Source organism: Anaerotignum sp. (genome assembly GCF_017483025.1).
Taxonomy (GTDB): Bacteria; Bacillota; Clostridia; order Lachnospirales; family Anaerotignaceae; genus Anaerotignum_A.
The window spans coordinates 1-22937 of record NZ_JAFUMA010000095.1 but is presented as its reverse complement, the minus strand read 5'-3'; the positions used below and the strand labels follow the sequence as shown (position 1 = coordinate 22937).

Genomic DNA, 22937 nt, shown 5'->3' with positions numbered 1-22937 from the left:
GTTGTATGTCTGATGACAGGTCTGGTTCTGGTATCCTCCATGATCAAAGACCCCGCTGGTATGGAAGGTCTGGTTGGTGCTAACCTGACATCCGCAGCATTCAATGCTATCCCCGTTATCGGTCCCGCAGTTCTGACATTCGGTCTGATCACATTCGCATGGTCCACAATCCTGGGCTGGTCTTACTACGGCGAACGTGCATGGGTATACCTGGTAGGCGTTAAGGCTATCAAACCTTACCGTATTGCATGGACACTGGTAGTATTCGTTGGTTGCGTAGCTGCTCTGGAAGTAGTATGGAACGTAGCCGATATGCTGAACGCATGTATGATCATCCCCAACCTGGTTGCTCTGCTGGGTCTGTCCGGCGTAGTTGCTTCCGAAACAAAGAAATATGTTTGGGACAAAGACGCAGAAATGGGCGGTCTGATGAAATGGATGGACGACGTTGCTCCTCAGCTGGACAAATAATCCATCTAAATCATACATATTACAAAATTGAATTTAAGCGGTATGCTCTTAGAGCATACCGCTTTTTCTTTTATTATGATATAATATACATATTCATATATTATGCAATATACGGAGGAAAAACTATGACCGAAAAATTATATTATCAGGATGCTTATGCAACAAAATTTACAGCAAAAGTGCTGGAATGTACAGAGGAAAAAAATGGGTGGAAAGTGGTTCTGGACAGAACACTTTTTTACCCCGAAGGCGGCGGACAGCCTGCGGATATGGGGACATTGGGCGGCGTGAATGTATTGGATGTGCATGAAAAGAATGATATCATCACCCATACAACAGACAAGCCTCTGGAAGTGGGAGCAGAAGTGGAAGGTGAGATCGACTGGGAACGCCGTTTTGATCTGATGCAGAACCATTCTGGCGAGCACATCCTTTCCGGCGTTATCTGTGCGAAATATGGCTGCGATAACGTAGGTTTCCATATGGGCAAGGAAATGATCACAATTGATCTGAATACAAAAATCCCCAATGAAGATCTGCCATGGCTGGAAGAAAAGGCCAACGAAGCAGTTTGGAGAAATGTTCCCGTAGGTATCAGATATCCTTCCAAGGAAGAACTGGATGCGCTGGAATATCGCAGCAAAAAAGAGCTGGAAGGTCAGGTTCGAATCGTCAATGTTGGGGAATATGACTGCTGTGCATGCTGCGGTACCCATGTAAAACTGGCGGGAGAGATCGGCCAGATCAAAATCATCAGCGCTCAGAATTATAAAGGCGGCACAAGACTGGAACTGCTTTGCGGCAAACGCGCTCTGCAGGATTATCGCAAGAAAAACGAGGTATCTGCAGAAACTGGTAAGATGCTTTCCGTACCTGCGGAAAAAGTAGATGGTGCAGTGAAAAATCTGCTGGCAGAAAGAGATGAGCTGACGCAGGCATTGAACCAGTTGAAATGGAAATACTTTACCCAGAAGGCGGAACAAGTGGCAGAGGGTACAGAAAATATCCTCTTCTTTGGCGACGGCCTGAACAGCAAGGATATGACCCACTTTGCAGATCTGCTGCTGAAAAAGGGCGCGAAACGCACAGCGGTATTCTCCAAAACAGGGGAAGGTTATGCCTTTGTGCTGCTGAGCAATGAAAAAGATGCCCGCGCATATACTGACGAAATGAAAGAACCCCTCGGCTGCAAGGGCGGCGGCAAGCCTGATGCAGTACAGGGCAGAGTAACAGGGGAGAAGAAAGCCCTGAAAGCATTCTTTGAAGAAAAAGGTTTCTTAGTAGAAGAATAATTTGTAATATTAGAAAACTTTTAAGAATTTGTTTAAAAATACGAAAGATTTCTATGATATCTTTTGGGTGAAAGGCAGTGGAGAGATGAAAGAAGCATTCAAAAAAAACAGAGAAAAACTGCTGAGCCGTATTGAAATGTTCTCGGCGGCAGGATTGTTTGCGGGAAAGGCGCCTTTCAAAAGAGGGGATGAGAAGTACCCTTTTTCCCCTGACCGCAATTTTTACTACACAACAGGCATCGACAGAGAGGACTGCATCCTCTTTTTGGCGAAGACCAGAATGGGCGTGGAAGAGACCCTTTACATCCCCAGAGACAACGGCGTGATGGCGAAATGGGTCGGCGCAAACATGACAGCAGAAGAAGCAATGGAGATTAGCGGCGTTGAAAACATCGGCTGGATCGACGAATTCGAAAACGACTTTGCTTCTTATGTTTTCAAAAATGGCATCAAAAAACTGTGGCTGGATATGGAAAATCGCGAATGGGACGACGCACTGAGCCCTGCGCTGGAATTTGCGGAGAAAGTACGCCGCAATGCCCCCCAGATGGTCTTTGGTGACCTCTATCAGCCATTCAGCGAAATGCGTCTCATCAAAGAAGATTGGGAACTGGAGCGGATGCGCAAGGCTATGGATATCACCCGCCTGGGCATCGAAGAAATGATGAAAACGGCCAAGGCTGGTATGAAGGAATATGAAGTGGAAGCCGCTTATGATTATGTGTTGATGAAAAACGGAGTAAGGGATAAGGCTTTTGCGACTATTGCTGCTGGCGGCAAGCGAGGCACTATTCTGCATTATGTGGCGAATAACCAGCCTGTAGAAGATAATGAACTGATCCTCATCGACGCGGGTGCCCAGTGGGAATGGTATAACGGGGATATTTCCCGTACTTTCCCCATCAATGGCAGATTTACAGAAAGACAGAAACTGGTTTACAACATCGTTTTGGAAGGCCAGCAGAAGGTCATCGATGCCATCAAACCCGGTGTGCCTTTCAACAGCCTGAATGAATTACTGAAAGATCATTATTTTGAAAAGTTGAAAGAAATCGGTCTGGTAGACACAAAAGAGGATGTGGCGAAATATTATTATCATAGTGTGAGCCATTATCTTGGTGCGGAGACCCACGACGTAGGCAGATATGGTGACCGTATTTTGGAACCAGGCATGGTGCTGACGGTGGAACCGGGGCTCTATATCGAAGAATGGGAAATCGGCATCCGTATCGAGGATGACGTGCTGGTAACAGAAGAGGGCAACGAAGTGATGACTTCTGCTATGATCAAAACGGTAGAGGAAATTGAAGCCTTCATGGAGAAAAAGTAATGGCAGACTTTAAAGAAACAGATTTATATGAGCCTATCCGTGCATTTTTGGAGGAGGAAGGCTATCAGGTGCAGGCAGAGGTGAAAAATTGCGACATCGCTGCAGTGAAGGATGGACAACTGCTCATCGTAGAGCTGAAAAAGGCTTTCAGCCTCAAACTGGTTTATCAGGGATTGGAACGCCAGAGCCTGACGGAGCAGGTATTCGTAGCCATTCCCCGTCCGAAAAAAGGTGCGCGGGAAAAAAGCTGGAAGGATATGTTGAAACTGTTGAAACGGTTGGAGCTGGGGCTTCTGACCGTTGCGCTGGATAGCCCTCTGAAGACCGTAGATGTGGTTCTGGAGCCTTCCGACAGCCTTGCATGGAAAAATCGAAAAAAGCGAGAACGGGTAAAGGCAGAAATGGAAAACCGCCAGATGGATGTGAACGTGGGCGGCATGACGAGGAGAAAGATCATTACTGTTTTCCGAGAAAAATCTATTCGATTAGCTTGCCTTTTAGAGAAGGAAGGGCAGGTCTCCATGGCATCTCTGCGGGAACGAGGCATGGGGGATTATGTGGGATTGTTATCCAGAAATTATGATAAATGGTTCCAAAGAGTGGAAAAGGGCGTGTATGCTCTTTCGGAGAAAGGAAAAGAAGCTCTGGAAAAGGATGATTACGCAAAAACTGTAGCCTTTTACAGAAATGAGAAGTTTGAATAAAGGAGGAATGATTATGTCCGTATTTCAGGTTTTAGGCAATGTATTATGGATCATCTTCGGCGGACTGATTTCCGCAGTTGGCTGGTTTCTGGCTGGCCTTATCTGCTGTATTTCCATCATTGGCATCCCTGTGGGCAGGCAGTGCTTCAAATTTGCGAAGATGGTGCTGTGTCCCTTTGGGAAGAAGATTTATTACGGCAATATGGGCTCCGGGTCTGTGATTTTGAATGTGATCTGGGTGCTGCTCTGTGGTGTGGAACTGGCGCTGTCCTCTGTAGTAATGGGTATCACCTGTTGCCTGACCATCGTGGGCATCCCCTTTGGCCTGCAGCATTTTAAATTTGCCATGCTGGCGCTGACACCCTTCGGCGCAGAGATTCGCAAAGTGTAAGGCAATATGAGAAGAATATAAAAAGGCTATCTGATTTTTCAGATAGCCTTGATTTTTTATTCGCCGAGATAATCTCTGGGGTTTTGATATACACCGTTCAACTGGATTTCATAATGCAGATGGATGCCGCTGGACATGCCTGTGCTGCCTGTTGTACCAACAATATCGCCTATTTTGATCTTATCACCAACGTTAACTGTCAATTCGTCGCAGTGGGCGAAGAGAGTGGTGAAGCCGTTGTAATGGTCGATAACAACATAGTAGCCAAATTCAGGGTGGAATGTGGCTGTTGTGACTGTACCTGCAGCTGTTGCATAGATGGGGATGATCTGGCTTTTTGTGGAAACATCCATGCCGTAATGCTTTCTGCCATCGCTGATGGAAGGGTCTGCGGTAGGGTTGAATTCTGTGGAAACGATCCTGCTTTCTACAGGCCAGCCGCTGGGGATATTGTTCTGGCAAGCCAGAGCATAAGTTACTTCATCGGCAACTGCTGTGAAGGAAACGCCTGTTTCATCCATCAGGGCATGCATTTTATCCAGCTGAGCGGAAAGAGTGGATGCCTTGTTGTAGGATGTGCTGACGATGTTTGTGAAAGTGGGTGTCGCAGCATTTGCAGTATCCAGAGCAGTTGTTACAGCTGTAAGGGCTGCGGAAGAGGAATCGGAAGCATTCATGTTATTGATCTGGTCGTAAAGGTCTTCTTTTACCGTTTCGATCTCATTCATCTTCTGTTCCAGCTCTGTTGTTTTATTCTGGATGGCATCGATGTTTTCTGTATATTCGTTATTTTCATTCTGCAGCAGTTCCGCTCTCTGTTCCAGCTTGCGGTTTTCGCGTTCTGTTTCCAGAAGCTGTTCTTCGGAAGCCTGCAGGTCTGTTTTTGTCTTCTGATAAGCACCAACGGAAAAAGCTGCGCCGCCTACCAGCACGGCCGCTGCTGCACAAATGGCTGCCGCATGGCGGATGCGGAAATGCATGGTTTTCTGCTGACCTTTATGGGAAATATGAAGGGTCAGAAAATGTTTTTTCTGATCCTGATCCTGATTTTGATTTTCACTCATATTGGGTGTCTCTCACCTTTCTGTTATTCTATCCAGAGTGTATTATAATGGAAGAACAGGAATTTGTAAACTAAAATTTCATTAATTTTTCAAATTTTGTAACAATTCGTTAATAAATCGCGGAGTAGACTTTATATAGGTAGTTGTGGTATACTAAAAAATACGTGAAAACACGATGGAAGGGGGCTTTTCATGGACCCGAAGGTGAAAACGGGCATCAGCGCGGCCCAAACAGGACTGAAAGCAGTCAAGGCAGGCAAAAAGGCGCTGGATTTGAAGAAAAAACTGCCTGGAGAAAAGAAAAAAGCGGCGCTGAAGGCTGTGGAAAAAGCGGCGAAAAAAGCGGCAAAGGCAGCGTTGAAAACGGAAAAGAAGCAGGGCCGAAAAAAACGAAATCAAAAGGCTGTGAGAAATACCAAAGGCATCGGGCGTGTGGCTTTGGCAATCTGGAACAGATTTTTTTAACAATTATTAACAAATTATTAGGAGGACGCCAAAAATGGATGAACTGGAAAAGAAAGAAGAACTGGAAAAAGGACAGGAAGTTGTGGAAACAGAACCCGTTCCTGAAGAAATAGAAGAAGCGGAGCCTGCTGCGGAAGAGGCGGCTGTGGAAGAAAAACAGCCCGAAGCCGCGGAAGAGGCAACAGAAGAAACGGCAGAAGAGCCTATGGCAGCTGCCCCTGCAGAAGAAAAGAAAGCAGAAAAAGGCGGCAGCAATATCATTGGTATCATCATTGGTCTGGCGGCGCTCATTGCTATTCTGGCTTATTGCTGGATGAATCCTTCCAGCGGCAGCAGCGTGCAGGATACCGGTGTGCTGTATGCAAAGGATAACAATCTGTACTTCTATGACCTGAAAAATGAACCTTACCTGCTGCAGGAAGGCATCAGCGAAGGCGGCAATTATCACTATTTCTATACAGCATGGGGTGCAGGCTGCACAGAGGAAGGTCATTGGGCTTATTTCTCCGATGATATCGATGAAACAGGCGGCTTTGATCTGTACCGTAAAGATACAAAAAATACAGCGGCAGAAGCAGAACTGATCGACAGCAATGTTTATGACTATATGTCCAGCAAAGATGGCGAAGTGGTGGCTTATCTGAGACAGAATGGCGAAGAGATGGAACTGTGCACCTTTGATGGTGCGGAGATTCAGATGGTCAAAGATGGTATCCATCTGGAAGACAACGTATATTCCCTGAGTGCGGACGGTAAATATCTGGCATTTATCGATGGATATAACATGCTTTGCGCAGCAGTGGTAGGCGAAGGCAATGCGTTGCCTTTGACAGATACGGCTGAAACCTATGAACTGGCGGAGAAAACAGGTATCCTGTATTTCGTTGCAGCGGGTACGGATGGATACAATATTTTCAGCTATGCCTTTGATGGTGAAGAACCTGCCGTTGTGGCAGAAAATGTCTCTTCCATGGAACTGCTGCCCAATGGCAGAGATGTTCTTTACTGCAAAACAGCGGATGAACCGGTGCTTTACAAAGATATCATTGTAGATGACATGGCTGAGAGCGATGCGGAGATCAAAGAAGGCGACGAAGGCTATGAACAGAAACAGCAGAGAGACGCCATCCGCGAAGCAATGGAAAATGGAGAAGGCTTTGAACCCCTGCTGCAGGAATGTTACATCCTGACAGGCGGCGAGAGCGTGCTGGTGGAGGAAAACGTTGTGGCGGCTGTTGGCGTGGACAGCGACAAGCCTTATGTTGTTGGCTACAGAGCAAAAGAATTCAACCCTCTGCACCTGTCTGTCATTGGCGGCGGGCTGGATATGGTGGAATATATCTATTACATGTCTCTGAATTATGGTGGTATGGAAGTATTCCTGACAAATACTGCGGGAGATACAGATCTGCTGACAGGCAGCCAGCCCCAGTTGGATACGCTGAAGCTTTCTGCTGACGGCAAAAAAGCAGCATATATGATCACAGACCCTAACACAGGCGGCAATATCCTGATGCAGATGGAACTGGGCAAGGATGCAGAAGCAGAAGCGGTTCAGATGGATGTGGAAAGTTTTGCGTTCGTTGGTGGAGAACTGTTCTACTATTTTGATTATGCAAATGGCGCAGGCACACTGGCTATGGCAGGCAGCAAAACGACCATCGCTGGTGCATGCGGTGTGCAGTATGCCGATGATGCAGTATATTATATTGCTGACACAGACAGCAAAACAGGCAATGGTCAGTTGAGATGCTGGGATGGCAAAGAAGAAACTTTGATTGCGGATAGTGCTTTTGCATTCCAGTATAAAGGCAATGGCAAGCTGGCTTATATCAGCGGCTATGATGTGACAGAAGGTCTGGGCGATCTGGGCTATTATGACGGCAAAGAAGCACGTATTTTGGATGAAGATATCACAGCGATCTTTATTTACTGAGGTTGATAAATATGGAAGAAAGAATCGAAACATATGACCCCAAGACAACAGAAGAATTGGGCGAAAAAATGGGACGGGAAGCCAAAGCCGGGCAGATCTACTGCCTCAGCGGCGACCTGGGCGTGGGCAAGACCGTTTTCACCAAGGGTTTTGCCAAGGGCCTGGATATTACAGATCATGTGACCAGCCCTACCTTTGCCATCGTGAATGAATACGAAGGCAGACTGCCCCTGTACCATTTTGATGTGTACCGTATTTCCTGCGAAGAGGAAATGGAGGACACCGGCTATGAAGAATATTTCTACGGCGAAGGCGTTTGTCTGGTGGAATGGGCAGAACTGGTGAAAGACCTGATCCCTGAAGATGCCATTTGGATCACCGTGGAAAAAGATTATACGAAGGACGACGATTACCGTTGCATCACCATCAGACAGGAGGGCTGAGCATGAAAATTTTAGGTATCGATACCACGGGGCAGACAGCCAGTGCCGCCCTGGTGGAAGATGATAAACTGATCGCAGAATTTACATTGAATTATAAACTGACCCACAGCCAGACCATCATGCCGATGATCGCGGATATTATCGAAAGAACAGAAACCGATAAGGCAACGATTGACTGTATTGCCTGCGCTTCCGGCCCCGGTTCTTTTACGGGCCTGCGCATTGGCGCGGCTACGGCAAAGGGCTTTGCCCTGGCGCTGGACAAGCCTCTGGTTGCCGTTCCCACATTGGATGCCCTGGCATATAATGTGTTTGAAACAAATAAATTTATCTGTCCTATCATGGATGCCAGAAGAAATCAGGTTTATGCCGCTTTTTATATGTGGGAAAACGGCAAGCTGATCCGCCTGACAGACCATATGGCAGAAAGTATCGACAGGGTCATTGAGATCGCGGAAATGCTGGAAAACGAAGTGATTTTCCTGGGTGATGGCGTGCCTGTCCATAGAGCAAAACTGGAACAAAATGAAAACCTCCTCTTTGCCCCTGCCCATTGCAATATGCAGAGAGCCTCTTCCGTGGCTGCCCTTGGCAGAATTTTGGCGGAAGAAGGCATGGCAAAGCCCGGTGACGAATTCGAACTGATCTATTTGAGAAAATCTCAGGCGGAAAGAGAAAGAGAAGAACGCCTGGCCAAGGAGGAACAGGGACAATGATCGAAATTATCCCCATGACAGAAGAACATATCGATGGCGTGGTGGCGTTGGAAGAAGCGACTTTTTCCATCCCTTGGACGAGAGCCGATTTTGAAAGAGAAGTGAAGGAAAACTCCATGGCGATCTATTATGTTGCTGTGATGGATGGCAAGATCATCGGCTATGCTGGCATGTGGCATGTCATCACGGAAGGCCATATCACCAATGTGGGCGTATTGGAAGAGGTGCGTGGCAAGGGCGTTGGCAGCATGCTGATGGAAAAACTCATTGAAGTGGCTTTGGAAAAAGAAATGGACGGCATTACGCTGGAAGTACGTATGGGGAATGCCCCTGCACAGGCGCTGTACCACAAATACGGCTTTAAGGCGGAAGGTATCCGAAAGAATTATTATCCTGATACGAAGGAAGATGCCATCATCATGTGGAAATATTTCCCTTTCTGTGAGAATTATGATGAAGCGATTCATGGATGAAAATAAATAGAAAAATTAGGGGCGTCGGGAATTTTTGCGGATTCTCGACGTTTTCTGTAAAGGAGATGAAAAAATTGGCGAAACCATTTGAATTGGATTATACACAGCTGAAAAAGGGCTGTTTTCCTGACGATTTGAATTTTCAGACTACTGCGGAACTGACACCTTTGGAAGGGGTCATCGGGCAGGACAGGGCGGTCAAAGCCTTTGATTTTGGCCTGGCGGTAAAGATGAAGGGATATAACATTTATATGGCGGGCCCTTCCGGCACAGGCAAGACCACCTATGCCCGCAGCAGCACGGAAAAGCTGGCGGAAACGGAAGAAGTGCCCCATGACTGGTGCTATGTTTACAATTTCCAGAACCCCAGAAGCCCTCTGGCTCTGCGCTTCGAAGCGGGCATGGGCAAACAGTTCAAGGAGGACATGGCAGAATTGGTGCAGCTGTTCAAAACGGAACTGCAGAAAGCTTTCCGTACTGATGATTACGATACTCAGAAAAATGCGCTGGAGCGTTCCTTTGATGAAAAAAGGGATGCCCTGATGGCAGAGATGAGCGTGGTGGCGGAACAGCATGATTTTCAGGTAAAGACCACAAATTCCGGTGTGTTCTTCATGCCCGTGGTGGATGGCAAGGCCGTGGGAGAAGAGGAATATGACAATCTGAGCGAAGAAACGAAGGATATCATTGAGAAAAATTCTCAAATGGTGCAGGAAAAGGCTGGCTCCATCATGCGTGAATTGCGGGATCTGGATAAGGAATCCAAAAAGCAGATGGATCAGCTGGATTACAAAACAGGCATGTTTGCTATTGGCCACCATGTGAATGCAGTACAGGAAAAATATCAGGATTATGAAAGAGTCATTTCCTATATCAACGATGTGCAGGAGGATGTGCTGGAAAATATCAGCCAGTTCTTTGATGAGGAAGAAGAGGGCGAAGAAGGTCTGGCAAGTCTGCTGCCTATGCTGGGCAAAAAGCCTGCGGAGGATGTGACCCTGAAATATAAGGTAAATCTGATTGTAGACCATAGCAAGAGCAAGGGCGCACCTGTCGTGGTGACCTTCAATCCTACCTATAACAATCTGGTGGGGGAAGTAGAATACGACAGTGAATTTGGTAATCTGACCACAGACTTTATGAAGATCAAAAGTGGTCTGTTCCATAAAGCCAACGGCGGTTATCTTATCGTGCAGGCCCAGGATATCCTTTCCACCCCTCAGGCATGGGAAGCTTTGCGCCGTGTCATCAAGACAAAGGAAATCACAATGGATTCCATTCGGGAACAGCTGGGGGCAGTCGTTGCGCCCACTTTGAAGCCGGAGCCCATCCCTGCGAAGATCAAGGTCATTATGATCGGCAGCAGCTATTATTATGATGTGCTGGATAATTACGATGAAGAGTTCGATAAATTCTTCAAGATCAGAGCGGATTTCGATTATGAAATGCCCAGAACCAACGAAAATATCGAAAAGATTGCCCAGTTCATCAAGCGTTTCGTAGATAGAGAAAAGACGATGGAATTTGATGTCAGCGCCGTTTGCGCTATTGTGGAATATTCTTCCCGTACGGCGGAACGACAGGATAAACTTTCTACCCGCTTCAATCATCTGGCAGAAATTCTTTGCGAAGCTGTCACATGGGCGAAACTGGAAGGCGCAGAATTGGTGACAGCAGAGCATATCAAAAAGACCATTTACGAAAAAGAACAGCGTCTGAAGCTGTATGAAGAAAAACTGGACGAAATGCTGGAAGAAAACGTCATTATGATCGACACAGAAGGCAGTGAAGTTGGGCAGATCAACGGTCTGGCGGTGCTGGATATGGGCAGCTATGCCTTCGGTAATCCTTCCAGAATTACCGCCACCACTTACGTTGGCAAATCCGGTATTGTCAATATTGAAAAAGAAGCCCGTATGAGCGGTCAGACCCATGATAAAGGTGTGCAGATCATCACAGGCTTTTTGGGGCAGACCTATGCTCAGAATTTCCCCTTGTCTCTTTCCTGCCGTGTTTGCTTCGAACAGAATTATAACGGCATCGACGGTGACAGTGCATCCAGTACGGAGTTGTATTGCATCCTTTCTTCCCTTTCTGAACTGCCTATTCGTCAGGACCTGGCGGTGACAGGTTCTGTGAACCAGAAGGGGGAAATTCAGGCCATTGGCGGCGTGACGTATAAGATCGAAGGCTTCTTCGACTTGTGCAAGAAACGGGGTCTGACGGGTACACAGGGCGTTATCATCCCTGTTTCCAATGTAAAAGACTTGGTGCTGAAGGATGAGGTGGTGGAAGCGGTGAAGGAAGGCGTGTTCCACATCTATCCCATTTCCCATATCGATGAAGGCATCGAATTGCTGATGGGTACTCCTGCGGGCAAGAAAAACAAGGCGGGCAATTTCCCCGCAAACAGCGTCCATGGCAAGGTTATGAAGAAACTGAAAGCTTTTGATAAGAGAGCCCAGGGGCAGGAAGAATAAATTAAGAGAAGATTAGAAAAGAGCGTTTATTGGGAACAATAGACGCTCTTTTTTCGACAAAAAATTAAGATTTTCTTTCAATCTTCGAAAGAATCTTTCTTTTTTTGTCTTTTGTGCTATACTTCATAATGAGACAAAATGGGCGCAAATGCGCCTTTCCATAAAAATGAGCAGGAGGAACAACACGATGAGAAGTAAGTGGAAACGGCTCCTGCTGACAACAATGGCGGTGGGGATGGCATCATCCGTCACGGCTTATGCAGCGAATGTCAGCATGAACCTTTTTTATAACGGAAAAAATCACGTATACAATGCGAAGGAGATCACCATCGAGATCGATGGGAAAGAAATGACACCAAAGGATATGCCTGCGGTTGCCATTGATGGCAGAACTATGCTGCCCATGCGGCAGATCGCCCAGGAACTGGGCTGTGAGGTGACATGGAACGAAGCGGCACAGCAGGTATATGTGGTGAATGATGATTATACGCTGGTGTTTGAGATCAACAAGGCTACAGGATACAAGAATGGGAAAACATTTACCATGGATGTACCTCCTATGATCGTAAATGACAGAACGATGCTGCCTGTGCGCGCACTGGCAACAGCCCTGGATCTGGATATTTCATGGGACGACCCCAGCCGTACAGTTTCCATTGAAACAAAGAAAGCTGCTACAACGAAGCCTTCTACAAATACAACAACGCCAAGCACAACAAATTATGTGACGCTGAATAAGGTTGGCGTGCCTGCCAGCGCGACAGCAGGCCAGACATTTACCATCCAGGCCAATGGTGCAATTCCTTCTTATAAGGAAACCATTGTGGCAGACAATAAGATCGTATTGGATTTCTATGGTACAAAAAGCGGCCTGGCAAGCAAGATTACAGCGACCAACAGTAGCATTGTTTCTGCCGTGAGAACGGCACAGCATACGGCGGAGGATGGTACGGTTTATACCCGTGTCGTACTGGACCTGACAGCGAAAAAACAGTATGAAGTGACCCAGAGTGCGGATAAGACGAAGGTGTATGTAACATTCGACAAGGTGACTGTGGAAGATATTTCTACGAAACATAACGATAATACGGATAAAGATGTCATCGAGATCGAAGGGGACGGCGCATTGGGCGCAAATGTATTCACGCTGGCGAACCCCAACCGCATTGTAGTGGATATTCCCAATGCCATTTCTGAACTGGACAGCACATTGAATGTGAAGAATCTGGATTTTGTCACAGCGGGCAGAACAGGTATGTTTAACGAAACGACCCTGCGTATCGTTTTCGAAGTAGGCGATCTGACGGAATATAGCTATACGACAGACAGTGACAGCATGACCCTGCAGATCTATCGTTCTACCATGAAAAATATGACTTATGACGCGAGCAAGGATGTGCTGTATCTGCAGAAAGAGGATGCCATCAAGACAGGCAGTGTGAAATTCAACGACCATTATCTGGATGGATATTTTGAAGTGGTGCTTCCCGGAGATTATGAGGATGTTTACGGCTATGGTACATATGATATCGGTGACGATGTGATCGAAAGCATTCAGGTTTCCACCAGCGGCGGCAAAACGACTTTGCGTTTCAATCAGAACCGCATTAGCTGCTACAGCATCAAGGATGATGGTGATAGATATATCATCTATGTAAAGAATCCTCAGAATGTCTATGACAAGGTGCTCCTGCTGGATGCGGGCCATGGCGGCAGTGACCCCGGCGCCAGCGGCAACGGCATCATTGAAAAGGAAATGAACCTGACTATCATGCAGAAGGTGGCTAATGAATTGAGCGGCAGCGGCATCAAGGTTTACGTGACCAGAGACGGTGATGTTTATCCTTCCAACAACAGCAGAGCGCAGATCGCAAACCAGATTGCCGATGCCATGGTTTCCATCCATATGAATTCCGGCTCTGCAACAGCAAACGGTACAGAAGTGCTGTATAAGGTACATTCCAATGATACCGGTTCCGGGCTGACCAGCCAGATTCTGGCAGAACTGATCCAGGAAAGCATTATTGAAGCAACGGGTAACAATAACCGCGGCATCAAACACCGCACGGATTTGCTGATTTTAAATGGTACGACAGTGCCTGCGGTCATCGTGGAAACAGTATTCATCAGTAACCCCGGTGATGCATTGAAGATCTCTCAGGGGGCTTATCAGGATACAGTGGCGGAAGCGATCGCCGATGCGATTGAAGAAGCGTTCCGGTACGACCTTAGATAAGATTTTTAGACCATAGCGGAAACGTTATGGTCTTTTTCTATGTCTTTGGATAAAATTATGATATAATATAAGTTATGAGAAAATCCAAAGGAGGAACGAAAATGGACAATAATCGTTTTGACGGCAGAAAAGTGGACGAACTGCGTCCTGTGAAGATCATCAAGGATTTCACCCGCTACGCAGAAGGTTCCGTTTTGATAGAATGGGGCAATACAAAGGTGCTGTGCAATGCTTCTGTGGAAGAAAGTGTGCCTCCCTTTAAAAAAGGCAGCGGTGAAGGTTGGGTAACAGCGGAATATTCCATGCTGCCTCGGGCAACAGCCACAAGAAATAAAAGAGACATCAACAAACTGAAACTGAATCAGCGTTCCACAGAAATTCAGCGCCTGATCGGCAGAGCATTGCGTGCGGCGGTGGATTTTACAGAACTGGGCGAAAGAAGTATTACAGTTGACTGCGACGTTATCCAGGCGGATGGCGGCACAAGAACAGCTTCCATCACAGGCGGCTTTGTGGCACTGGCGTTGGCCTGCCAGAAGCTGCTGGATGCAGGTCTCATCGAAAAAATGCCCCTGCACAGATATATTTCTGCAGTGAGCGTAGGCGTGGTAGATGGCGTTGCCATGGCTGACCTTTGCTACGAAGAAGATTCCGCAGCGGAAGTGGATATGAACATTATTATGACAGACGAAGGCAATTTCGTAGAAGTGCAGGGCACAGGGGAACATGGCACATTCACCCAGGAACAGCTGCTGGAACTGCTGGCTTTGGGCAGAAAGGCTGCGGGAGAACTGAAAGAGATCCAGAAGGAAGCGCTGGGCGGTCTGGAATTGAACTGAGGAGGACAATATGGAAACAATTATTTTTGCAACAAAAAATAAAGGTAAGATCAAAGAAATCAATGCGATTTTGGCAGATATGGATGTGGAAGTTATCTCCATGGAAGATGCAGGCATCAATATTGATGTGGTGGAAGACGGCAAGACATTCGAAGAAAATGCCATGAAAAAAGCGGTACAGATCATGGAAGCAGGCGGCAAGATCACACTGAGCGATGATTCCGGTCTGGAAATCGACTATATGGATAAGGCACCCGGCATCTATTCCGCTCGTTTCATGGGCGAAGATACCCCTTACCCTGAACGTTTCAAGGCTATTTTTGAAAAGCTGAATGGCGTGCCAGAAGAGAAGAGAACAGCCCGTTTCGTCAGCTGCATCGCAGCGGCTTTCCCTGATGGCAGAAGACTGGTAAGTTATGATACCGTAGAAGGCATCATTGGCTATGAAGCAAAGGGGGAAAACGGCTTTGGCTATGACCCTATTTTCTACGTACCTGAACAGGGCAAATATATGGCGGAGCTTTCTCCTGCGGAAAAGAATGCCATCAGCCACAGAGGCAAGGCTCTGCGCAAAATGAAAGAAATGCTGAAAAAGGAACTGTGATTTTATGAAAATCTTAGTGTTGAGCGATACCCATTCCTATCTGGATAATGCCAGAAACGTGTTGAAACGCATTGGCAATAAAATGGATATGGTATTCCATCTAGGGGACCATGATGCGGATGCCGTAGAACTGCAGAAGGAATTTCCGAAACTGCCTTTTCTTTATGTAAAAGGAAACAACGATTACATGATCGATACACCTTCTACTAAAATGGTGCGGGCTGGGGGAAAGGCCTTGCTTCTGACTCATGGACATAAACAGAGAGTTCATTGGAACCCTGATACTATCTGCTATTGGGCGGAAGAACAGGGGGCGGATGTGGTGCTGTTCGGTCATACCCACGTGCCTTTCTGGGATGGCAGCGGCAGAGTGGCTATGTTCAATCCCGGCAGTATTTCCCTGCCAAGGAGCGGCGGTCTGCCTACTTTTGGTATCCTGACCATTGAAAATGGAAAGGTAGAAGGGGCTATCATGGAATATTGGAATGGGGAACATTTCAAAAGAATCAATTGAAGATACTTGCGGGGCGAAATACGGTTTTTGCTCCGCAAATTCTTTTTAAAAAAATTTGAAAAATCTGTTGACAAATGAAATGTATTGTGGCATAATATCTCTTGCGTTAGACGTGAATCAGTAGCTCAGCTGGATAGAGCAACGGCCTTCTAAGCCGTGGGTCGGGGGTTCGAATCCCTCCTGGTTCACTTTTTTCTATGCGGGTGTAGTTCAATGGTAGAACGTCAGCCTTCCAAGCTGAACACGTGAGTTCGATTCTCATCACCCGCTTGCGCAGTATGAATCAGTAGCTCAGCTGGATAGAGCAACGGCCTTCTAAGCCGTGGGTCGGGGGTTCGAATCCCTCCTGGTTCAGAACAAAAGAGCCCATCGGTTTCGATGGGCTTTCTTTTTTTCCTGTCAGGAAAAGACTTTTTTCGTATATTGACATTTGTGCGAGAGAGGGATAAAATAGCATTTGTTCATGCGGATATGGCGAAATTGGCAGACGCACTGGATTTAGGTTCCAGCGAGGCAACTCGTGCAGGTTCAAGTCCTGTTATCCGCAGAAAAAAGCCTCAGGTCGAAAGACTTGAGGCTTTTTGTTGTTTTATAAAGTTTCAAATTCATCCAGCAGTTCTTTGAACAGCTGCATTGCGTTTTCGATAGGCTCTGCAGTTGCCATATCCACGCCTGCACCTTTCAGCAGATCGATGGAGTATTCGCTGTCCCCTTTGGACAGGAAATCCAAATAGGCATCGATGGCAGGCTGACCTTCGCCCAGAATTTTTCTGGAAAGCGCGATGGCTGCGCTGTAGCCTGTTGCATACTGATATACATAGAAGGCGTTATAGAAATGGGGGATGCGTGCCCATTCGATATCGATTTCGGGATCGATAACGATTTCTTCGCCAAAATATTTCACATTCAGGTCGTGATAAATTTTGTTCAAGCCTTCCCATGTGAGAGGTTCGCCTTTTTCTGCCATGGAGTGGGTGATTTTTTCAAATTCCGCAAACATAGTCTGACGGAAGAGGGTGCCGCGGAACTGTTCCAGGAAATAGTTGATGAGATATTTTCTCATAACTTTATCGTCTGTTGTTTGCAGCAGGTGTTCCATCAGCAGGGCTTCATTGCAGGTGGACGCCACTTCCGCTACAAAAATCTTGTGGTCGGCATAGAGATAAGGCTGTTTTTTCCATGTGAAGAAGCTATGCAGGGCATGACCCATTTCGTGAGCCAGTGTGAACATGCTGTTGATGGTGTCATTATGGTTCAGCAGTACAAAGGGATGCACGCCGTAGCTGCCCCAGGAATAGGCACCGCCGCGTTTGCCTTTGTTTTCGTAAACGTCGATCCAGCCGCTTTCCATGCCGTGTTCCAAAGCTGCGCTGTATTCTTCACCCATGACTGCCAGCGCTTCCTTCACTGTTTTTTTGGCTTCATCATAAGGAATTTTCACATCTGCATCGGGCACCAGAGGCACATACAGGTCATACATGTGCAGTTCATCTACGCCCAGTTCCTTTTTGCGAATGGAAACATAGCGGTGCAGCAAAGGCAGGTTTTTATTTACGGTATCAATGAGGTTGTCGTAAACGGACAGGGGGATATTATCATCGGAGAGAGCCATTTCCATAGCAGAACCATATTTTCTTGCTTCTGCGAAGAAAACATCGCTCTTCACAGAAGAACCATACGTCGCTGCGATGGTGTTTTTCTGGCCGGAATATACGGAATACAGATTTTTGAAGGCCTGTTCGCGGATGGAACGGTCGGGGCTTTCCAGGAATGTTACATATCTGCCCTTTGTCAGTTCCATTTCTTCGCCATCGGCAGTTTTGATGGAGGGAAAGCGGATATCTGCGTCATTCAGCATGGTGAAGATCTGCTGGGGTGCGCCGCCCAATTCTGCGGTTTTTGCCAGCAGGTTTTCTTCCGCGGGGGAAAGGGTGTGGGCTTTCTGGCGCAGCAGGGTATGGAAGAAATGGTCATAAATGGCGAAATCTGCGGCCTTTTCTTCGCGGAATGCCGTAAGTTTTTCTTCGGGAATGGCAATGATTTCGGGAGTCAGGAAGGAGATGGCCGCGGAATAGCGGATCAGCAGCATTTCCGCCCGGGATGCCATGCCCTGATAGAAAGCGTTAGCACTGTCTTCATGCATACGCATGGAGGCGTAGGTGTAAACATGATCCAGTTTCAGGAACAGCTCCTCATTCTTTTTCAGGCAGGAAAGCAGTGTATCTGCGGATTCTGCCAATTTGCCGGAAAAGGCTGCCAGCTCGGGAATGGCTGTTTCCAGAGATGTATAGGCTGCTTCCCAGTCTGCATCCGTTTTGAAATAATCCTCGATATGCCAGTGGAAACGAGGGTCAGTATCCTTTCTTTCGGGAATGGAATGATTCATGGTTCATACCTCTTTTCTATATAAATTTTGGATATTGTACGCTTTTTGATTTAAATAGTATAGCACGTTTGAAAAAAGATATAAAGGAAATTAAAAAGCTGTATTTTTTAAAAACGGGTTAAATTTTATAGAAACTTAAGTGGATTTTTCTTGCTGTTCATCAATTTTCATTGTATGATAAACGTGAGGTGATATTTTATGGAAAAAGGTTTGAAGGTGCTTCTGGTTGCCTCCGAATCGGCGCCTTTTATCAAGAGCGGCGGCTTGGGCGACGTTGTTGGTTCTTTGCCAAAGGCATTACGTGCAAAAGGCGTAGATGTCCGTGTGGTGATCCCTCGGCATAGAGCAATCAAAAACGAGACAATGTATGGCGTGGAACTGGTGGGGGAATTCGACGTTCATTTGCAGTGGCGCAAACAGAGAGCAAAGGTTCTGGTAAAACCCGGTGATGTGCCTGTATATTTTATTGAAAACGATTATTACTTTGGCCGTGGCGGTCTGTATGGCTTCGGTGATGATAACGAACGTTTTGCATTCTTTGGCAAGGCTGTTCTGGATATGCTGGCAATGCTGGATTTCTACCCTGATATCATCCACTGCAACGACTGGCAGACAGGCCCTCTTTGCATGTATTTGAAAGAGGTCTACAGTAAGGTGACGCAGTATTCCAAGATCAAGACACTGTTTACCATCCATAATCTGCAGTATCAGGGCAGATTTGGTCGTGAAACAATGGATATTCTGGGCGTACCCGGCTGGATCTATAATAATGTGGAATTTTATGACTCTGTAAGTTATATGAAAATGGGGCTGGTTTATTCCGATTTCATCAGCACAGTAAGTGAAACCTATGCATGGGAGATCCAGACACCGGAATACGGCTATGGCATGGATGGCATCTTAAGAAGCAGAAGTCATCAGCTTTGCGGTATCATCAATGGTATCGATTATGTGGCAAATAACCCTGAAACGGATAAACATATCGTAAAACATTTCAGTGCAGAACATCCCGAAGGAAAGGCAGAAAACAAACGCGCTCTGCAGGAAAGACTGGGGCTGGAGCAGAGAGATGTTCCTATGATCTCCATGATCACCCGTCTGGCAGACCAGAAGGGTGTGGATATCCTGGCACCTGTTTTGGATGAGATCATGCGAAGAGATGTACAGTTTGTATTGCTGGGCACAGGGGAAGGTGCGTATGAACACGCTTTCCGCAATATGCAGAACAGCTATCCCGGCAGAGTTTCTTCCAATATTTTCTTTGATGAATCTCTGGCACAGCAGATCTACGCATCTGCAGATCTGTTCCTGATGCCTTCCAAATTTGAACCCTGCGGCTTGGGCCAGATGTTCAGTCTGCGCTTTGGTACAGTGCCTATCGTAAGAAAGACCGGCGGTCTGGCGGATACCATCCAGCATTATGACCCTGAAACAAAACAGGGCAACGGCTTCCTGTTTGAACATTATGATGGCTGGGGGTTGCTTTGGGCAGTAGATGAAGCCCTGCGCACCTATCATATGGGCAAGGAAGAATGGATGCATGTAGTGAAAAATGCCATGAACTGCGATTATTCCTGGGAAAGCTCTGCAGAAAAATATATCGCATTGTATGAACATTTGAGAGAAAACTGATTTGAAAAAATGAAAAGCTCGAGGAATTTCCTTGGGCTTTTTTTATCATCTTTTTTATATAAATGAAGCGGGGGAGATTTGCAAAAACCCCCTGCATGTAGTATGATAAGAAAAAGAATTCTGGAATGAAAAAAGGAGGCGGCCATATGATCACGATTTTGAATAGAAAAGAATTGCTTTGCACATTTGATATGAAAAAACAGGCGGAAGTGCGCGATATCCTTTGGAAATTCGATATTTCCTATGAAGTACGTGTTTCTGACCGTGCCGATGTTTTCATGGGCGGCAGAATGACGGGCGGCAGCTCTGAAATTCCTGAACACCAGGCAGAGTATCTGATTTATGTAAAGAAAGAAGATTATGACAGAGCGATGTTCCTGGTGCAGAGAAACATCAAGGAATAACGGAGGCAAAAAATGGGACGCAGACAACCCAGAAAGAATCAAAAACGAAATCTGAATTTAGGGATAAGCAATAAAAGCCTGACGATCCTGATTTGTATACTGGCGGTGGTGTGTTTGTTCGCTGGTGGTATCTATATCGATACCTTTTATGGAAAAGGCATGTTTCAATCTTTCGTAAGCCAGATGAAACAGACGGAACCGACTGAGACAAAGGAAGAAACACCTGCGGAAAGTATGGCTGTGGATATCAGCAGCAAAGCGACCATGGCGGTTTTTGGCAAGGAATTTATGCTTTGCACAAAGGATGGCGTGAAATATTTCACTTCCATGGGGGATCAGAAATGGAGTGACACCTTCAATATGTCCTCTCCTGCTTTGGTCCAGGAAGGGGATTATTTGGCTGTGGGTGACATGGGCGGCAAGACAGTCCGTGTCTATAATAAGGAAGGCATCCTTTATGACCTACAGGCGGAAGGTTCCCCTGTGCAGTTTGCGTTGAACGAAAGCGGATATCTTTCTTTGATCACGAAGAATGAAAATTCTTATCGTATCCGTATTTATAATGCAAAAGGTTCTCTTTTGAAGGAACGCGTGGAAGAAAGCAGTGGTATTTATCCACTTTCCTCTGATGTTTCCGATGACAGCCGTGTGTTTGCGGTCAGCTATATGGATACGACAGATATTTCTCCCATTGGTCGTGTGCTTTTATTCTACATCAACGCGGAAGACAGTGAAGAGTTTACAGACAGTATGTTTGCGGCGGTGGAAAAAACAAATGAGATCATTCCTGCGATCAGCTACCGCAAAAATGGTGCGCTGGCAGTGATCTCTGATGTCGCAGTTTATGGCATCGGCAGCGATGGTTCTGAGCTTTGGAGCTATCCTCTGGAAAACACCATCGACCAGGCGGCTATGGGCAACAAGGAATATATTGTGTTGGCTTTGGGCGATAGTGTGGCGGATAAAGACGGCAGAGAGAAAGGTACTGTTTGCTGGCTGGATGGCAGCGGCAAGGAAAAGGCTTCCTTTGAAACGGGGGAAAGTGTGACTTATCTGCTGGCGGCGGAAAAGGGTGTTGTGATCGGCAATGACCGCAGCTATACGGGTGTGACTCACAGCGGCAGTGAGAGCTGGAATTATACTGCGACGGCAGATATGAGCGATCTGATCCCTATGGAAAAGCTGAATCGTGTGATGACCGTGGGGAAAGAGACTGTTTCTATCTTTGATATGACAAAAGGGAAGAGTGCGGAAGCGACACAGACGGATCACGCAGAACAGAAGCCTGCGGCGGAGGATGCAGAAGCCAAGCCTGACGGCAATGGGGATGCCGCTGAGGCTAGTAAAGCAGATGAAGCACCTGCAGAAAATGAAGAATAAAATAAAACGGGCGGCAATCGGTTTTCATCATGCCGCCTTTCTTCTTTATATAATATAGAAGAAAAAGGAGGGAAAAGGATGAGTTTGATATTGGATGTCATCGTGGCATCGGTGATTTTGGGGTGTGCCGTGGCGGCGTGGCGGAAAGGGTTCATTCGGGCGGCGCTGGGGTTTTTGCCTATGCTGGCGGCGTTGATCGGGACGAAATTCGTCAGTCCCTATGTGGGGAAGTTTTTGAGGGAAACTTTTTTATTTGAAAAGATGGCCGATTCCATCCGGGAATCCATGGGGCTGGATATGGCAATACAGGAAGGAACCTTGCGTACCCAAACGGAGATCATCGAGGGGATGCCCTTGCCGGATTTTCTGAAGGAAGCTCTGTTGGAAAATAATAACCCTGTGATCTATCAGCTGTTGGATGTAGATAGTCTGAAAGAATACATTGCCGGATTTCTGGCGAATGTCTGCATCAATGTGCTGAGTGTGGTGCTGGCATTTGTTCTTATTTATATTGTGGTGACAGTGGTGCTGAATGCACTGCATCTGTTCAGTAAGCTCCCTGTTCTCAATTTCTTTAATCATTTCAGCGGTTTTCTGGTTGGTGGTTTAAAAGGACTGTTCTTTATATGGATGGGTTGTATCGTGCTGACATTCTTTCAGTGCAGGGCGGATTTTGAAGGTCTGTTTGCAGCCATGGAAAGAACCTATGTGGCAAATTTTTTATACGAAAACAACATTTTATTGTATCTGATATTGACGATATTTACTTAAAAGCCTGATAAGATCAGGCTTTTTTCATATTTGGGAAGAAAATTTCAAAAAAATAAAAAAAGTTGTTGACAATGAATGACCTGCGTGATAATATATACAAGCGGTCGCAAAAAGGCCGCAACAAAATAAACTTGCACCTTGAAAACTGAATACAAGTAAAGCAAAAATAGAGTCAATCGAGAAAACAAAAATTTTCTATTTTCTAGCAGCATGAAAATGCTGCACGTTGTATCGCTACAACAAACATTCCAGAGAAATAGCTATATTAAACTGGTCAAGCAAGAAAGAGCATAAGGTGAATGCCTTGGCACTAGGAGCCGATGAAAGACGTGGTAAGCTGCGATAAGCTTCGGGGAGGCGCAAACAGCCATCGATCCGGAGATTTCTGAATGGGGAAACCTACTTG

General features: G+C 46.4%; 21 protein-coding genes, 4 tRNA genes and 1 rRNA gene. 24 read left to right on the top strand and 2 right to left on the bottom strand.

Going from position 1 to position 22937, the window contains the following annotated elements:
• The 5 genes from IJ369_RS08370 to IJ369_RS08350 all read left to right on the top strand — a co-directional run.
• Window positions 1-471, top strand: a 471-nt coding sequence (locus IJ369_RS08370; RefSeq protein ID WP_290718052.1) for an alanine:cation symporter family protein, incomplete at its 5' end; no start/stop codon positions are given.
• 125 nt (window positions 472-596) lie between these two features.
• A complete protein-coding gene (locus tag IJ369_RS08365; RefSeq protein ID WP_290718050.1) occupies window positions 597-1763 on the top strand; it encodes an alanyl-tRNA editing protein in 1167 nt (388 codons plus the stop codon).
• Window positions 1764-1848: 85 nt separating this feature from the next.
• Window positions 1849-3093 (top strand): aminopeptidase P family protein, encoded by a 1245-nt coding sequence (locus IJ369_RS08360; protein ID WP_290718048.1) that lies wholly within the window; start codon window positions 1849-1851, stop codon window positions 3091-3093.
• Complete coding sequence (locus IJ369_RS08355) at window positions 3093-3797, top strand: DUF2161 family putative PD-(D/E)XK-type phosphodiesterase (protein ID WP_290718046.1); 705 nt, start codon at window positions 3093-3095, stop codon at window positions 3795-3797. The genes IJ369_RS08360 and IJ369_RS08355 overlap by 1 nt, the downstream gene beginning before the upstream one ends.
• Window positions 3798-3810: 13 nt before the next feature.
• Entirely contained in the window at window positions 3811-4188 is a 378-nt protein-coding gene (locus IJ369_RS08350; RefSeq protein WP_290718044.1) for a YccF domain-containing protein, read from the top strand.
• A 56-nt stretch (window positions 4189-4244) separates the two neighbouring features.
• Here the strand turns inward: IJ369_RS08350 and IJ369_RS08345 are convergent, their stop codons facing one another.
• Window positions 4245-5252, bottom strand: a complete 1008-nt coding sequence (locus IJ369_RS08345) for a peptidoglycan DD-metalloendopeptidase family protein (protein WP_290718042.1) — start codon at window positions 5250-5252, stop codon at window positions 4245-4247.
• Window positions 5253-5444: 192 nt separating this feature from the next.
• On the opposite strand from IJ369_RS08345, the gene IJ369_RS08340 reads away from it, so the two are divergent.
• The 14 genes from IJ369_RS08340 to IJ369_RS08275 all read left to right on the top strand — a co-directional run bounded on the left by IJ369_RS08340 (window position 5445) and on the right by IJ369_RS08275 (window position 16505).
• Entirely contained in the window at window positions 5445-5717 is a 273-nt protein-coding gene (locus IJ369_RS08340) for a hypothetical protein (RefSeq protein ID WP_290718040.1), read from the top strand.
• Window positions 5718-5751: 34 nt separating this feature from the next.
• Window positions 5752-7653, top strand: a complete 1902-nt coding sequence (locus IJ369_RS08335) for a hypothetical protein (RefSeq protein WP_290718038.1) — start codon at window positions 5752-5754, stop codon at window positions 7651-7653.
• A gap of 11 nt (window positions 7654-7664) precedes the next feature.
• Window positions 7665-8096 carry a tRNA (adenosine(37)-N6)-threonylcarbamoyltransferase complex ATPase subunit type 1 TsaE gene (gene tsaE / locus IJ369_RS08330; protein WP_290718036.1) on the top strand — a complete coding sequence of 144 codons (432 nt, stop codon included), beginning with the start codon at window positions 7665-7667 and terminating at the stop codon, window positions 8094-8096.
• Between the two features lie 2 nt (window positions 8097-8098).
• Entirely contained in the window at window positions 8099-8812 is a 714-nt protein-coding gene (gene tsaB, locus IJ369_RS08325; protein WP_290718034.1) for a tRNA (adenosine(37)-N6)-threonylcarbamoyltransferase complex dimerization subunit type 1 TsaB, read from the top strand.
• Complete coding sequence (rimI, locus tag IJ369_RS08320; RefSeq protein ID WP_290718032.1) at window positions 8809-9285, top strand: ribosomal protein S18-alanine N-acetyltransferase; 477 nt, start codon at window positions 8809-8811, stop codon at window positions 9283-9285. The genes tsaB and rimI overlap by 4 nt, the downstream gene beginning before the upstream one ends.
• Before the next feature lie 74 nt (window positions 9286-9359).
• Window positions 9360-11765 carry a Lon protease family protein gene (locus IJ369_RS08315; RefSeq protein ID WP_290718030.1) on the top strand — a complete coding sequence of 802 codons (2406 nt, stop codon included), beginning with the start codon at window positions 9360-9362 and terminating at the stop codon, window positions 11763-11765.
• A 187-nt stretch (window positions 11766-11952) separates the two neighbouring features.
• Window positions 11953-14001, top strand: coding sequence for an N-acetylmuramoyl-L-alanine amidase family protein (locus IJ369_RS08310; protein ID WP_290718028.1), 2049 nt, complete (start codon window positions 11953-11955; stop codon window positions 13999-14001).
• A 101-nt stretch (window positions 14002-14102) separates the two neighbouring features.
• Entirely contained in the window at window positions 14103-14840 is a 738-nt protein-coding gene (rph, locus tag IJ369_RS08305) for a ribonuclease PH (protein WP_290718026.1), read from the top strand.
• Between the two features lie 10 nt (window positions 14841-14850).
• On the top strand, window positions 14851-15444 hold the full coding sequence (locus tag IJ369_RS08300; RefSeq protein ID WP_290718024.1) for an XTP/dITP diphosphatase: 594 nt from the start codon (window positions 14851-14853) through the stop codon (window positions 15442-15444).
• Between the two features lie 4 nt (window positions 15445-15448).
• Complete coding sequence (locus tag IJ369_RS08295) at window positions 15449-15958, top strand: metallophosphoesterase (protein WP_290718022.1); 510 nt, start codon at window positions 15449-15451, stop codon at window positions 15956-15958.
• 114 nt (window positions 15959-16072) lie between these two features.
• Window positions 16073-16146, top strand: a tRNA-Arg gene (locus IJ369_RS08290).
• 11 nt (window positions 16147-16157) lie between these two features.
• A tRNA-Gly gene (locus tag IJ369_RS08285) sits at window positions 16158-16228 on the top strand.
• A 10-nt stretch (window positions 16229-16238) separates the two neighbouring features.
• Window positions 16239-16312 (top strand) — tRNA-Arg (locus IJ369_RS08280).
• Window positions 16313-16423: 111 nt separating this feature from the next.
• Window positions 16424-16505 (top strand) — tRNA-Leu (locus IJ369_RS08275).
• Between the two features lie 42 nt (window positions 16506-16547).
• Here IJ369_RS08275 and pepF read toward each other — a convergent pair.
• The gene (pepF, locus tag IJ369_RS08270) at window positions 16548-18344 is read right to left on the bottom strand and encodes an oligoendopeptidase F (RefSeq protein ID WP_290718021.1); all 1797 of its coding nucleotides are present in this window, start codon (window positions 18342-18344) and stop codon (window positions 16548-16550) included.
• 198 nt (window positions 18345-18542) lie between these two features.
• Between pepF and glgA the strand changes: the two genes are divergently transcribed.
• From glgA to IJ369_RS08245, 5 genes are all read left to right on the top strand, one after another.
• On the top strand, window positions 18543-19976 hold the full coding sequence (gene glgA, locus IJ369_RS08265) for a glycogen synthase GlgA (protein ID WP_290718019.1): 1434 nt from the start codon (window positions 18543-18545) through the stop codon (window positions 19974-19976).
• A gap of 146 nt (window positions 19977-20122) precedes the next feature.
• A complete protein-coding gene (locus IJ369_RS08260) occupies window positions 20123-20380 on the top strand; it encodes a hypothetical protein (protein WP_290718017.1) in 258 nt (85 codons plus the stop codon).
• Between the two features lie 12 nt (window positions 20381-20392).
• The gene (locus tag IJ369_RS08255; RefSeq protein WP_290718016.1) at window positions 20393-21760 is read left to right on the top strand and encodes a DUF5711 family protein; all 1368 of its coding nucleotides are present in this window, start codon (window positions 20393-20395) and stop codon (window positions 21758-21760) included.
• A 78-nt stretch (window positions 21761-21838) separates the two neighbouring features.
• Window positions 21839-22531 (top strand): CvpA family protein, encoded by a 693-nt coding sequence (locus IJ369_RS08250; RefSeq protein WP_290718013.1) that lies wholly within the window; start codon window positions 21839-21841, stop codon window positions 22529-22531.
• Between the two features lie 272 nt (window positions 22532-22803).
• A 23S ribosomal RNA gene (locus IJ369_RS08245) occupies window positions 22804-22937 on the top strand; the annotation flags it as partial.

What these genes read in the sequence shown, in the direction of transcription:
- IJ369_RS08365 (WP_290718050.1), top strand. Translation starts at nt 597, where the DNA reads ATGACCGAAAAATTATATTATCAGGATGCTTATGCAACAAAATTTACA.
- IJ369_RS08360 (WP_290718048.1), top strand. Translation starts at nt 1,849, where the DNA reads ATGAAAGAAGCATTCAAAAAAAACAGAGAAAAACTGCTGAGCCGTATT.
- IJ369_RS08355 (WP_290718046.1), top strand. Translation starts at nt 3,093, where the DNA reads ATGGCAGACTTTAAAGAAACAGATTTATATGAGCCTATCCGTGCATTT.
- IJ369_RS08350 (WP_290718044.1), top strand. Translation starts at nt 3,811, where the DNA reads ATGTCCGTATTTCAGGTTTTAGGCAATGTATTATGGATCATCTTCGGC.
- IJ369_RS08345 (WP_290718042.1), bottom strand. Translation starts at nt 5,252, where the DNA reads ATGAGTGAAAATCAAAATCAGGATCAGGATCAGAAAAAACATTTTCTG.
- IJ369_RS08340 (WP_290718040.1), top strand. Translation starts at nt 5,445, where the DNA reads ATGGACCCGAAGGTGAAAACGGGCATCAGCGCGGCCCAAACAGGACTG.
- IJ369_RS08335 (WP_290718038.1), top strand. Translation starts at nt 5,752, where the DNA reads ATGGATGAACTGGAAAAGAAAGAAGAACTGGAAAAAGGACAGGAAGTT.
- tsaE (WP_290718036.1), top strand. Translation starts at nt 7,665, where the DNA reads ATGGAAGAAAGAATCGAAACATATGACCCCAAGACAACAGAAGAATTG.
- tsaB (WP_290718034.1), top strand. Translation starts at nt 8,099, where the DNA reads ATGAAAATTTTAGGTATCGATACCACGGGGCAGACAGCCAGTGCCGCC.
- rimI (WP_290718032.1), top strand. Translation starts at nt 8,809, where the DNA reads ATGATCGAAATTATCCCCATGACAGAAGAACATATCGATGGCGTGGTG.
- IJ369_RS08310 (WP_290718028.1), top strand. Translation starts at nt 11,953, where the DNA reads ATGAGAAGTAAGTGGAAACGGCTCCTGCTGACAACAATGGCGGTGGGG.
- rph (WP_290718026.1), top strand. Translation starts at nt 14,103, where the DNA reads ATGGACAATAATCGTTTTGACGGCAGAAAAGTGGACGAACTGCGTCCT.
- IJ369_RS08300 (WP_290718024.1), top strand. Translation starts at nt 14,851, where the DNA reads ATGGAAACAATTATTTTTGCAACAAAAAATAAAGGTAAGATCAAAGAA.
- IJ369_RS08295 (WP_290718022.1), top strand. Translation starts at nt 15,449, where the DNA reads ATGAAAATCTTAGTGTTGAGCGATACCCATTCCTATCTGGATAATGCC.
- pepF (WP_290718021.1), bottom strand. Translation starts at nt 18,344, where the DNA reads ATGAATCATTCCATTCCCGAAAGAAAGGATACTGACCCTCGTTTCCAC.
- glgA (WP_290718019.1), top strand. Translation starts at nt 18,543, where the DNA reads ATGGAAAAAGGTTTGAAGGTGCTTCTGGTTGCCTCCGAATCGGCGCCT.
- IJ369_RS08260 (WP_290718017.1), top strand. Translation starts at nt 20,123, where the DNA reads ATGATCACGATTTTGAATAGAAAAGAATTGCTTTGCACATTTGATATG.
- IJ369_RS08255 (WP_290718016.1), top strand. Translation starts at nt 20,393, where the DNA reads ATGGGACGCAGACAACCCAGAAAGAATCAAAAACGAAATCTGAATTTA.
- IJ369_RS08250 (WP_290718013.1), top strand. Translation starts at nt 21,839, where the DNA reads ATGAGTTTGATATTGGATGTCATCGTGGCATCGGTGATTTTGGGGTGT.